The organism is Lactiplantibacillus sp. C232 (assembly GCF_023806725.1).
In the GTDB taxonomy this organism is placed as follows: domain Bacteria; phylum Bacillota; class Bacilli; order Lactobacillales; family Lactobacillaceae; genus Lactiplantibacillus; species Lactiplantibacillus plantarum.
This window is the reverse complement of record NZ_JAMSKZ010000018.1, coordinates 1-12,151: the sequence shown is the minus strand read 5'-3', so window position 1 is coordinate 12,151 and position 12,151 is coordinate 1. Positions and strand designations below refer to the sequence as shown.

Below are 12,151 nucleotides of genomic sequence, written 5' to 3'. Positions count from 1 at the left end.
ATAGGGCTTGTTAAGTGTTTTTTGTTGTGTTTAAGTATCAATGGATTGATGTTCAAAGTAGTCGATTTTAGTTGCCAATAACTGATCGATTGCTTCCAGATGCCGGATGCGATCCCGAATGACTTGTTGGTACTGCTTGAAAGCGACTACTTTTGCTTGACCATCTAGTGCTAGATGGGCTGGTGTCAATAGACTTAAATCGAGATCTAAGTCCCGAAATATTTTAATGAGTTGGAGTGTTTCCAAGTTTTTGTGGGAATATTGACGGTAATTGTATTGGTTTCGCTGAACATCAGGCAGAATGCCAAGGTGCTCGTAATATCGTAACGCATCCTTAGTCATTCCAGTCATCGCGGTGACTTCCTTCGTAGTGAAGTAATGCTGTTGCTCAGGAATTTTAAACGTTAACAAGAGCGTCTCCTTAATATTGAGAACTGAGTCTCCATAAGTCGTTGGCCTTAGAGCGAGTGTACTGCTTAGATAACCGAACTTGACGTAGGCGGTCATCGTAGAAGTGTCCACTTGTGTGAGTGAGTTCGGGAGCAGTAGCTAACCATGCACCAATCGGGGAATTTTTGCGAGAGAAACTTTCACCCAGTATCCGACCAGCCAAACGACTCACCCAACTACCGCCAGCACCAAAGTTAGAATCTGGGACATAGCCGGGGTGGAAAATGTTGATTGTCACGTTGGTTGCTGTTAAGCGTTCACTGAGAGCTAACGTGAGTAGTACGCGCGCAGCAGTGGCCTGGGCTGTGACGGTCATGGCATTGTACTTGGATGTGGCCGGGGCGTCAAAGTCTGGAAGACTCACTTTAGCATGGTTAATCACGAATGGCAGGGCACCAACCAATAGAATGCGCGCTTGGTCACTGTGCTTTAGCAACGGTAACAAGGCTTGAATGGTCCAAAAATGGGTGAGGTAATTTAAAACTAGGTTCAAATCATAACCATCTGCCGATAAATGTCGCTCAGGTAGCATCACACCAATACTATTGAGTAGAATATCGATGTGATCCGTCATGGCTGCAAGCTGATGAGCAAATTGTTGAACACCAGTTTTGGTACTCAGATCGGCCAAAGCCAATTGGACAGCTTGATTGCCAGTTGCTTGACTAATATCGGCTTGAGCCTGTCGTCCTTTGTCAGCCCGACTGCCAACGATAATCACATGATAGTTTTGGTTGGCAAGGTCAATTGCGGTGTGTTTACCAACGCCAGAAGTCCCACCAATAATAACAGCTAATTTTGATTGCATGTCAGTCACTCCTTCAATTCGATGATTATGCGCAAGTATAAACTATGGGGTCGACCCGATAGCAAGCATTAAATTAATTATGACGTGCAGTAGTTATTGGCGATTTAAAACATAATCAGCAGAGTTCTTCTATGCTTTAAACCTATGAATGTGTATTTAACATAAGCATTTCACATATATAGTGAACGCTCGTATACTGAATTTAACTTAATAAGGGAGGGACGTATCATCAAAGCAAAGTATTTAGATCAAGATTATCTGCAAACAATTCAGCCAATTGTCGATGCTAATCAGCGCCGCATTCAAGCGTTGAATGTAACCCGGGAACCAAGTGAAATTCGTGAACGTCTTGCGGAGATAACGGGTCAAACTATCGATATTTCAGTCGAGATTCGCGTGCCACTGTGGACAGACTATGGGCGGAATTTAAAAATCGGCAAACGTGTTTTTATTAATGATAATGTTCAGATCACTGATTTAGGCGGGATTGAATTAGCGGATGACGTGCTGATTGGTCCGGGTGCGATGTTACTATCCGTTAATCACCCGTTAGATCCTGCTAAGCGGCATGCGGTTGAAGTTCAGCCAATTCACATTGAACGAAATGCCTGGATTGGTGCTGGTGCCAAGGTATTAGCTGGCGTCACAGTTGGTGAAAATGCTGTTGTGGGTGCCGGCGCAGTTGTGACAAAATCAGTGCCAGCAAATACGGTGGTGGCCGGCGTCCCTGCTAAAGTGATTAAAACAATTGAGCAAGTAGATTAACGGAGGTTTTATAAAGATGAGTATTAAAGGTAAAGTGGTTGTTATTACGGGTGCGTCCAGCGGTATTGGTGCCGCCACGGCCAAGTTGTTAGCGGCTAAAGGCGCTAAAGTTGTATTGGGGGCGCGTCGAGAAGAGCGGTTACAGGCCTTGAGTCAAGCGATTGGTGACAACGCGGTCTATCAAGTAACTGATGTAACAGATCGGCAACAAGTTCGCGCTTTGATTGACTTGGCCGTTTCCAAGTTTGGGCGTGTCGATGTGCTATATAATAATGCCGGTACGATGCCCCAGGGTAATCTGAGTGACCGTGAATACGATAAGTGGCAGATGATGTTGAACGTGAATATTATGGGGGTTTTGAATGGAATTGGTGAAGTATTGCCAATCATGCAAAAGCAACATGATGGTTTGATTATCGCAACGGATTCAGTTGCCGGACACGTTGTTTATCCCGCATCAGCGGTGTATAACGGGACTAAGTATGCGGTCCGGGCCATTATGGAAGGCTTGCGACAGGAAGAAAAGGAACACGGAATTCGTTCAACCATCGTGTCGCCAGGTGCAGTTCGGACGGAGTTGGTCAATACAATCGGCAATACGCAAATTCAGGCCGGTATCAGTGAGCTGATGAATGCGGACGATCGTCAAGGATTGGCTTTAAATCCGGAAGATATTGCTAACGCGGTATTATTTGCGATCGATCAGCCTAAACACGTCGCCATTAGTGAAGTGTTAGTACGGCCAGCACAACAGGAAGTTTAATCATTAAATCAAGTGCTTTAAATAGTCGCGGCTTATCTGTAAGATAGGTCGCGACTATTTTGATAGGTGCTACTGATTAGATAAGCCCACATGTTGAGTGGATAATAACGTTAGATACAACGACATTTTTAGACAAGTGTCGCTATCGTGAATAATATGGATATTTTGTTGCTGTCTTTGCGTTGTGATCATCGTTAAGATAGAAGGCAACGAAAGCCTCGAATTAGGTGTGTCACAAGTATTGAATATTGAGGATTAATTAAAATAGTGTAGATGAGCGGAGATGGTTATTGATGAAAGTATTTATAACAGGTGGTACGGGATTTGTAGGTAGTGCGGTTGTACAAGAATTAGTCGCTAATGGTTTTGAGGTCGTCGGACTAGCTCGTTCTGAGACGAGCGCTCAAAAACTCATTAGTTGGGGGGCTCAGCCTGTACGCGGAAGTTTGACTAGTTTGTCAACGTTGGCGACGGCTGCTGCTCAGGCAGATGCCATTATTCATTTGGGCTTTAACAATGATTTTCGGCATTTTTTTCAGGCTGGTGCAATGGATCGGCGGGCCATTGAAACTATGGGGCGTGCCATTAGTGGGACTAATAAGCCGTTGGTCGTTACGTATGGGACGACGGGTATTAGAAAGCATGTCGAGACGGAGCATGAAGTCGCGGATACTGGGCTACTCAAATGGCTCACACCGAGAAAATCTGAGATCGTTGCACGTCAGTTAATGGCTCAAAACATCAATGCGTTTGTCGTACGCTTATCACCGGCTGTTCATGGTGCGGGTGATATGGGCTTTACTAGAACAGTGATTGAGCGTGCTAAAAAAAGCCACCGTGCCGAGTACTTTGGCTTAGGAACACATGCTTGGAGTGCTGTTCATCGGTTAGATGCGGCGCACTTGTTTTATTTAGTCACGATGTATGGCCTTGAGCATCCAACAACTAACGAGCGTGTTTTCAACGCAGTTGCCGAGGAATCGATCACAACCGCGGCCATTGCGCGTACGATTAGTCGTAAGTTAAATGTTCCATTAAAGGCTAAGTATAATCCACTGAGTTTTGGCGACACAGCGATGCTTTACCTAATCAATTGTCCGACCTCCAGTCAGCTTACACGACAAATATTAGGTTGGGTTCCAGTACAACCAGATTTATTAACTGATATTAGTAGTTCACGGTATTAAGTGGGTTACTAAAAATATTGTCCAAGGTAGCCGTATCCGTGAATATATTATAAGGCGCATTGCCCACGGTTATCCATAAGGTGAGTCCCTTGATGCGGCCAACGGCTAGAAACCGGACTAGTCGTTGATCATCGTCAACAGTATCTTTACACAGATGGATTAGATAATTCAGGAATGCATCGCGAAAGGCGTCATCGTTAAATTGATGACGCAATGTTTCTTGAAAACGCGCATTGCCGAATGAGTTGAGCGTTTCAAAAGGATGTGTGAAGATCTGGTCAATAGTTAGCTTCGATTGTTGCCGCTTTTGTTCAAATAGGGCTTCCAATAAATCGTACTGATCTTGAAAGTGCTTGTAAAAAGTTGACCGATGGACTAACGCTGCATCCGAAATATCTTGAACGGTGATTTTTCGAAAGGGCTTGTCACTCAGCAGGTTTTCATATGCCAGTAGAATCGTGGCCTGCATCCGTTGATTTCTTTGATTAGCCATTACGAATACCTCCTCGAAATTTAATAGAATACGATTAGTATAACCTGTCCGGTGTGCCGATACAAAGATGTGGTGTAAGCATTTGAAATTCAGAGCGCTTATAAGCATGTGCCCTGCGGCGGTATAGTCAAGGGACTAGAATTGGTAAGCCAACCAAATATTTTAATGATTAATCGTAAAAAAACGAGTGTAATAGTTGGTATGTTCATGCATACGACACGATTGCACTCGTTTTAAGGTTTATTTATCCCCGCACTAACAGGTAAATGAAGTATGGCGCTCCAATCAATGCGACGAGCACGCCGGCTGGCAGTTCAGTGGTCGTGGTGATTAGTTTTCCTAAGGTATCGGCAGCGAGTAATAACGTACTCCCTAACAGACCAGCTAACGGAAGCTGATAGCGTTGTCGGGATCCCACGATTCGTCGTGCCAGGTTGGGGGTAATCAGGCCAATGAAACTGATACCGCCACTAATGGCGACACTGACGCCGGCTAACATGGCGGCCACGCTAATCACTCCCAATTGTTGGCGTTTCAAGTTGATTCCCAATGTTTGGGCAGTGGTCGTACCGAGTGTAAAGGCGTCGAGAACGGGTAATTGAATGAATAGAATACCACTACCGACTGCCAGCCATGGAAGCGCCCAGCCGATATAAGACCAATCAGTGCCCCACAAACTACCGGCCAACCAATTCATGACAAATTGATGGTTATCAGGTGATAATTTTAGTGTCATCAACACCATTAAGGCTGAAAAACAGCCGGACAAGGCGACGCCGACCAGTAACAGGCGCTTAGACGAGATCCCTCGTTGACGCTGATTCGCTAATAAAAAAATCAGGGCCGTACTTAACCACGCCCCAGCTAACGCAACGATAGGTAAACTCAGCGTTAACGAAGCGTTGGTGCCTGCACCAATAATGAGTAACATAACGGCTAGTCCAGCGCCGTTATTAATTCCGAGTAGACTAGGGTCGGCCATTGGATTGTTGGTGACCGTTTGTAAGACGTTACCGGATAATGCCAGGGCCCAGCCAACCATGATAGCGAGCACGATCCGTGGTAAGCGAAAGTTGACTAAGACTAGCATGTCGGTCGCATTACCGCGACCAGTTAAAATTCCCAGCAGAGCGGGCCAGCTGATGGTCATTGTACCCGTACTAAGGTTGAGAATCGCTAGTCCGAGCATGCTAGCAGTTAAGAGCAGTGACCAAATAATTAAGCGACGATTAGGGCTCATGCTTTCATCGGCTCCTTTCGTGCAAGGTAGATGAAGCACGGTACCCCGATTAAGGAGATAATGATGCCAAAGGGCGTTTCATGTGGCGGATTAACTAGCCGTGCAATCAAATCCGCACCGACCGTCAGTGTTGCACCAAGGATCAACGTTAATGGCATGCTATTGCGGTAATTAGCGCCCGCTAACCAACGCGCCATGTGGGGAATCATCAGGCCAACAAAAGTAATCGTGCCAACTAATGCCACTGAGATCCCGGATAAAATGACGGCACAGATGAGAGCTAGGCCTCGCAGTAATGGGAGACTTTTCCCTAAACTCTGTGCATTGTCGTCAGTAAGATAGGCTAAGTTTAGTTGCGGTGCGAGTAGTAGGGTCAGTAGCAATCCCAAGACTAGTCCTGGACCGAGAAACTTTAATTGTGTCCAGCTGACGGCACCCAGGCCACCGAAATACCAGAACGCGAGGTCCTGTTTGAGCTGCAACACAAGGGCCAGCCCTTCGCTCAGAGCTGTTAATAGGCTACTGATTGCAATCCCAGCGAGTACCAGAATCGTGGGATCGAGTTGAACATGGCGGGCGGTGCTGATACTGAAAATTAGTCCGGCACTGGCTGCCGCACCAATAATGGCCCAACCAGTCGTTTGTAAAGTTGATAACTTTGGAAAAAAGGCTAAACACAGCGTTAGCATTAAGCCCGCTCCCGCGTTAATCCCCAGTAAGCCTGAATCCGCTAACGGGTTACGCGTCACTGCTTGCATTAGGGCGCCGCTACCAGCAAGAGCTGCCCCAATCAACGCCGCTCCAAGGACGCGGGGCACACGAATGTGCCGGATAATTTGTTGATCAAGATTGCCAGTGTGTGTGGTCGTCAGGGCGTGCCAGACGGTGGCCGTACGCATCTGGTCAGCGCCAAATCGCAAACTGAGCCCCATGACGAGAATGAGTACGCCGGTACTAAGTGCCAGCCACCCCCAATATCTGGACGTTGACTTCATGCGGGGGCCACTTCCTGACAGCCGTTATAGGTCAAAATCAGTGGGGTACCGTGGTAGTCAACGAGGGTGGCATCAATATTGAAAATTGTTTTTAAGTTAGCGGCCGTCATGACGGTGGACACGGGACCGTGGGCCAAAACGTGACCGTCCTTGAGCGCGATTAATTGGTCAGAGATGCGAGCCGCGTGGTTCAAGTCGTGTAATGCCATAATGATAGTTCGGTGGGCCTGTTCGTTGAGCTTTTTGACGAGTTGCATCACTTCTAATTGGTGAGTCAAATCTAAGTAGGTGGTGGGTTCATCCAGAATAATCGTGTCAGTATCTTGAGCAACGGCCATGGCGATCCATGCCCGTTGACGTTGTCCGCCAGAAAGGGTGCTTAGGGGCCGTTGGCGTAAATCTTGGAGGCTGGCCTGAGTGAGCGCCCATTCGATTTTTTGATGGTCAGTTGTGGTGAGCCCACTTAACGGCCGCCGATAAGGTAAGCGGCCAAAACTCACCAGTTCTTCTACGGTGAGATCGTTAGCCGTTTGGTTCGTCTGTGGTAAGACTGCAATCTTTTTCGCAAAAGTTTTGCTTTTGATTTGTTGAATGTTTTGATGATCCAGTAGAATAACGCCGGTTGTTGGTGGCAATAGGTGGGCGATGGCACGAATGAGGGTCGATTTACCGCTACCATTCGGGCCAATCAGCGTAGTGATCTGACCATGCGGAATCGTAATTGATAGCTGATCGACGATAACCTTGTCGCCATAACCAATACTAATATTTTGGGCTTCAATGGTATTCACAAATAGGATTCCTTTCTTAAAGTTAAGCGTTCAAGGAGGTTCGCTTAATAAGTTAACTAATTTTGTTTAGTTGTGCACAATCTTATTTTGCCAGCTTGTTTGTTGGAAAACGTGATTAAAACAACTGCTAACTAATAATTAGTGTTCAATTGATAGTCTTATCTTAAATGTTTTTATTGACAATTGATAGTGTTTTCACTAATAATTTTGGTAGCGCTTGAAAGGTGGAGACAGTTGTGACAAAACGGTGGCAAATTGTAAAATTGGGATTAGTATTGGGGTTAATGGGAAGCCTACTATTAGGGGCGTGCGGTGCGAAGCAGCCGACAAGTACGACAGTTACACGAACCGATTATTTGAAGCATAAGGTCAAGGTGCCGAAGCATCCGAAACGGATCGTGGCGAGTTATTTGGAAGATGATTTAGTGGCTTTAGGCATTAAACCGGTCGTGCAGTGGTCGGTCAAAAATGGTAGTGGTACGCAGGCTTACTTGAAAGAGCAGTTGAAAGGGGTGCCGCTAATTGACTATTCGTTACCATATGAAGCGGTGACCAAGGCCAAACCGGACTTGATTCTGATGGGGACGAGTAGTGCGGTCGCCAATGGCAAGTATGCGCAATATAATAAAATCGTCCCGACCTACGTGGTCAAAAATGGGACTACGGTAACGTGGCGCCAAACTTTCCTTGATGTGGCTAAGGTGGTTAATCGCCAGGCTAAGGCCAAAAAAGTCCTTGCTAAGTATGACAAACAGGTCCAAACGACGCGGCAAGCGTTGAAAAAGTCGGGTCAGCATAAAGTGGCGGTGTTGTGGGTCACCAATAATACCGCCTACATGGTCAATGACAATTCAGCCAGTGGGGCCTTGCTGTATCAAGATTTACAATTGGGTGAACCAAGTTTAGTTAAACAAGTGTCTAAGTCGGCCACGGCGGATTGGTCGGCGGTCTCGTTAGAAAAGCTCGCTAAGTTAGATGCAGATGATATTTTCTTAGTGAATAGTCAAAAGAGTGCGTCGCTATTTAAGGACCCGTTGTGGAAAAATATCAAGGCCGTGAAGAACAACCATCTGTACCAGTATGGTGACAGTAGCAGTTGGCAGTATTCGGGACCAATTGCTTATTCACAAATGATTGATATGGTGAAGACAGACTTGTTGAAATAATAGTTAGTCAATCATTATAACGAAAAATAATAGGATTGAGATAAAAATTTAAAACGCGTAAATTACTCACAGTAAAATAAGTAATTTACGCGTTTTATTGTCTATAGACAGCGGTAATCATCATCCCAACGCGTGTTGATAGGCGGGGACTAATAAATCATCGACAAGTAGATGAAGGGTGGCATCAGTAATCGGTTCATTAGCAAAAGCACGGTAGCGAAGCCAGTCGAATGGCATCAGTTGTAAGTCGCACGATAAAGTCCCCGTACGCAGTTCCCCACGTTGCTGTGCACGCTGACACACGCGTTCAATCGCATGGGCGTCAATCTTTTTCACAGCATTGAGCAAGTCCTTAACTTCTGGATTTGCTTGTTGATCTAGGTGGTGAAACCAAGTGATAACTAAAGCTTGATTGAATGTATTAATACTGACAGTGAAGCGCTTGAGTACTTGGAATAAATCTTCAGAAAGTGTCTGACCGGTCAAGCTCACTTCGTCTAGTTGACCATGGTTTTCCGTAATGATTTGGTCCTGGATAGCCGCAATTGCAAGCTCTAGTGGTGAACGCCAGCGTCGGTAAATGACAGGCTTACTGGTGCCGGCCTGTTCCGCGACGTTAGCGAACGTCAATTGTTCAAGACCATCTTGATTTAAGATGTCACGGGCGGCTTGATAGATGGCGTTTTCGAGTTCAGCGCCACGACGACGTGTTTTAGTCATGTAATCCCTCTTTTTTAAATAAGATACTTTAAGTTTCTTATTGACTTTTTCTTTATATAGCGTATTATACCAGTTATGCGAATAAGACACTTTAAGTTTCTTAATTAGGAGGATAATATGCAAGCAAAAGCAAAAATTTCAAAAGCAACTATGACGATTGCCTGGGTCGTAGTGTTTGGTGCGATGGCACCATTATTAGATTCAACCATGATCAACATTGCCATTAACAACTTAGTGACTAGTTTTCATAGTAGCGTGACGACGGTCCAGTGGGCAGTTACAGGTTATTTACTGGCAACGGGGGTCGCGGTGCCATTTTCCAGTTGGTTACTCAATCGTTTTGATGGTAAAGCGGTCTTTGTGGCTGGTGAGATTTTGTTTGGTCTTGGCTCGATATTTGCAGCCGTAGTACCGAATATTCAATTATTGATTATCGCTCGGTTAGTTCAAGGTTTTGCGGGTGGCTTGATTATGCCACTCTTGACGACCTTGCTTGTGCAAACTGCGGGTGCAGCAGTGATGGGCCAGATGATGGCAACAGTTGGGCTACCCATGATTTTAGGACCATTAATCGGACCGGTCATTGGTGGAATCATTATCAAATTTGCATCGTGGCATTGGATTTTTTGGATCAATGTCCCAGTAGTCTTGATTTCAATCGCTTTGATTTTGTGGAAGATGCCGAATTATCCGGCACAAAATCGAACAGCGAAAATGGACTTTATTGGTATCTTGCTACTAATTGTGTCCTCAAGTGCTATCATTTATAGTTTGGTTAATGCCGCGCATACTGACCGTTTTAATAACGCGACAAGTATTGAGATGTTAATTCTAGGGGCGATAGCGTTGATTAGTTATGTCGTATGGGCCGCTTGGCAAAAAGAACGGGCGGTAGTGCCACTGCACTTATTTAAGTTTGCATCATTTGATGGTGCTGGCTTAGGATTGTTTATCGCTGGGACGGTATTGAACGGCGCAATGTTGTTACTACCACTCTATTTTCAAAACGTTCGGGGAATGAGCGTGATTAACGCCGCTCTAGCGCTATTACCTCAGGGAGCGGGAATGCTAGTTTCGCGGACGTTAACGGGAAGGCTAACAGATCAAATAGGCGCTAAGTACGTGGTTCTGGGAAGTGTCGTCATCACGTTTGTCGGTACCTTACCGTTTTATTGGTTTGGTCAACAGACGTCTTACTGGATTTTGGCACTTATTTTATTTGTGCGGGGAATTGGTGCTGGTGGTATTTTAATGCCGTTAATGGCCGATGCTTATACAGGAATGCAACCTGGACAAGTGCCAGCTGCAACAATTGGGACCAGAATTATCCAAAATATTGGGAGTGCGTTTGGATCCGCTTTGATTACGACGATTGTAACGGCGTATTCCACACACCAAGTGAATGTGTTTGAACGACACCTAAAAGCAGGAACGTATCACGTCGACGCAGCTCACTTACAAGTCTTTACAACAAGCCATTTGCAAGCAATTCGCTTAGCAGCGTTTCAACAAGGCTTTCTAGTGATTGCAATTGCCGCAATAGTTATTATTTTGCCAACCTTATTGCTGACTAACAAATTGAAGGCGGCGAAGTAACCCATGGAGAATTTCATTTATTGTTAATCAGCCAAGCCGTTTTCGGGCCTGTATTGAGTGCCAGGCTAAAAATTCGCGGCCCGTTAAGAGCTGGTTACTACGAACTGGTTAAGCAACGATTGATTGCGACAGGGCATCTCGATTACCTAAGTGCGTTTTTGTGGCACTGGCTTAATTCGTTAATATTCCTTATAGAATTGAAGGACCCAACTGTATAAGCTTTTGAGACTAATAATCATAACTTCAAGACAACAGTGACAGGCGCAGCAGTTCATTGATATGATGGTATTAAACACATCTTGCGAGGCAATACTTTTTGGGGGGATAAGATTGAAAAAGGTCTATTTACGATATCAAAAACAAGTTGATAGTTTTATCAATATTAATAAGATTATGCTGCTGCTTGAGTTTGTTTTACTATTTGTAGTGAAAGGTAGTATCGATCATTATAACCAGCTACCATACGATTGGTTTGCTTATTTAACAACGTTGATACATTACTTTTTAGGAACTTTTGCTTTTTTCGGGATTATTCTAGTTATTGAATGTGTCTGGAACAAGTTCAAATAATGATTGTGTATGTGTAAATCTAGTACAAGCTAGCGCGTGACAATTTAATGTTACGCGCTTTAATTTTTAAGATTTTATTAGTTAGAGATGCTTTTCACTTCTGCTAATCCGATGCTTTAATATAGAAGTTGTTCGAACGATACTATGTTAAATCCGGCTAGTTTAAAGACTTGTCAATGGTAATCTGATAACTTGGCAGGGACTAGTACAAGGAACAGTTAAAACCGGTTCTGTTTAATTAAGCGGCTAGTTTGAAGGATGGCATGTGCCATCGCCAAATACTGCTAAGAAGCGTTCTTCAGCAATAAAACTGATGACTAATTGTTGACAAACGGAGTGAATACCTTGTACATCTGGCTTAGCTACCGCCACTACTTTTTCAAATTCTTGGTCAGTGATTGGGGCTTTCTTGAGTTGCTTTTCGGAAAATGCGGCCATCAAATCAATAATTTCTTGGTTCGAAAAGTCATAGTTCAGAAAAACTAAGTCACGGGACTGCTCCGAGTCAAGTAGACAGTTCAAATAATTAAAATAGCTATGCAGTTTTTAGAATGGCATGATTCCGAAATTCTTTCGGAGTCATGCCATTTAGTGTTTCTTGGCGACG

General features: G+C 44.7%; 13 protein-coding genes. 5 read left to right on the top strand and 8 right to left on the bottom strand.

What is annotated here, in order from left to right:
- Nucleotides 1-30: 30 nt before the first annotated feature.
- Together MZO41_RS14075 and MZO41_RS14070 are read right to left on the bottom strand one after the other, a co-directional pair.
- Entirely contained in the window at nucleotides 31-411 is a 381-nt protein-coding gene (locus tag MZO41_RS14075; protein WP_003642358.1) for a MerR family transcriptional regulator, read from the bottom strand.
- A 10-nt stretch (nucleotides 412-421) separates the two neighbouring features.
- Entirely contained in the window at nucleotides 422-1,258 is an 837-nt protein-coding gene (locus MZO41_RS14070) for an SDR family NAD(P)-dependent oxidoreductase (RefSeq protein WP_003642357.1), read from the bottom strand.
- Nucleotides 1,259-1,567: 309 nt separating this feature from the next.
- On the opposite strand from MZO41_RS14070, the gene MZO41_RS14065 reads away from it, so the two are divergent.
- The 3 genes from MZO41_RS14065 (at nucleotide 1,568) to MZO41_RS14055 (ending at nucleotide 3,973) form a co-directional block, all read left to right on the top strand.
- Nucleotides 1,568-2,023, top strand: coding sequence for a DapH/DapD/GlmU-related protein (locus tag MZO41_RS14065; protein WP_003642356.1), 456 nt, complete (start codon nucleotides 1,568-1,570; stop codon nucleotides 2,021-2,023).
- 16 nt (nucleotides 2,024-2,039) lie between these two features.
- Entirely contained in the window at nucleotides 2,040-2,786 is a 747-nt protein-coding gene (locus MZO41_RS14060; protein ID WP_003642355.1) for an SDR family oxidoreductase, read from the top strand.
- 293 nt (nucleotides 2,787-3,079) lie between these two features.
- Complete coding sequence (locus MZO41_RS14055) at nucleotides 3,080-3,973, top strand: SDR family oxidoreductase (protein ID WP_013355936.1); 894 nt, start codon at nucleotides 3,080-3,082, stop codon at nucleotides 3,971-3,973.
- On the opposite strand, the gene MZO41_RS14050 is transcribed toward MZO41_RS14055, so the two are convergent.
- The 4 genes from MZO41_RS14050 to MZO41_RS14035 form a co-directional block, all read right to left on the bottom strand.
- Entirely contained in the window at nucleotides 3,954-4,466 is a 513-nt protein-coding gene (locus MZO41_RS14050) for a TetR/AcrR family transcriptional regulator (protein ID WP_003643401.1), read from the bottom strand. The two genes, MZO41_RS14055 and MZO41_RS14050, sit on opposite strands and share 20 nt — an antisense overlap.
- A 244-nt stretch (nucleotides 4,467-4,710) precedes the next feature.
- A complete protein-coding gene (locus tag MZO41_RS14045; RefSeq protein ID WP_252129699.1) occupies nucleotides 4,711-5,706 on the bottom strand; it encodes a FecCD family ABC transporter permease in 996 nt (331 codons plus the stop codon).
- Nucleotides 5,703-6,701, bottom strand: a complete 999-nt coding sequence (locus tag MZO41_RS14040) for a FecCD family ABC transporter permease (RefSeq protein WP_003642351.1) — start codon at nucleotides 6,699-6,701, stop codon at nucleotides 5,703-5,705. Before MZO41_RS14040 ends, MZO41_RS14045 begins: the two co-directional genes overlap by 4 nt.
- The gene (locus tag MZO41_RS14035; protein ID WP_003642350.1) at nucleotides 6,698-7,492 is read right to left on the bottom strand and encodes an ABC transporter ATP-binding protein; all 795 of its coding nucleotides are present in this window, start codon (nucleotides 7,490-7,492) and stop codon (nucleotides 6,698-6,700) included. The genes MZO41_RS14040 and MZO41_RS14035 overlap by 4 nt, the downstream gene beginning before the upstream one ends.
- Before the next feature lie 284 nt (nucleotides 7,493-7,776).
- On the opposite strand from MZO41_RS14035, the gene MZO41_RS14030 reads away from it, so the two are divergent.
- Complete coding sequence (locus MZO41_RS14030; protein ID WP_050577158.1) at nucleotides 7,777-8,658, top strand: ABC transporter substrate-binding protein; 882 nt, start codon at nucleotides 7,777-7,779, stop codon at nucleotides 8,656-8,658.
- 120 nt (nucleotides 8,659-8,778) lie between these two features.
- Here the strand turns inward: MZO41_RS14030 and MZO41_RS14025 are convergent, their stop codons facing one another.
- Nucleotides 8,779-9,378 carry a TetR/AcrR family transcriptional regulator gene (locus tag MZO41_RS14025; RefSeq protein ID WP_003643398.1) on the bottom strand — a complete coding sequence of 200 codons (600 nt, stop codon included), beginning with the start codon at nucleotides 9,376-9,378 and terminating at the stop codon, nucleotides 8,779-8,781.
- A 117-nt stretch (nucleotides 9,379-9,495) separates the two neighbouring features.
- On the opposite strand from MZO41_RS14025, the gene MZO41_RS14020 reads away from it, so the two are divergent.
- Nucleotides 9,496-10,974, top strand: a complete 1,479-nt coding sequence (locus MZO41_RS14020) for a DHA2 family efflux MFS transporter permease subunit (protein WP_013355933.1) — start codon at nucleotides 9,496-9,498, stop codon at nucleotides 10,972-10,974.
- Between the two features lie 816 nt (nucleotides 10,975-11,790).
- On the opposite strand, the gene MZO41_RS14015 is transcribed toward MZO41_RS14020, so the two are convergent.
- On the bottom strand, nucleotides 11,791-12,066 hold the full coding sequence (locus tag MZO41_RS14015; protein ID WP_252129698.1) for a hypothetical protein: 276 nt from the start codon (nucleotides 12,064-12,066) through the stop codon (nucleotides 11,791-11,793).
- Nucleotides 12,067-12,151 lie beyond the last annotated feature (85 nt).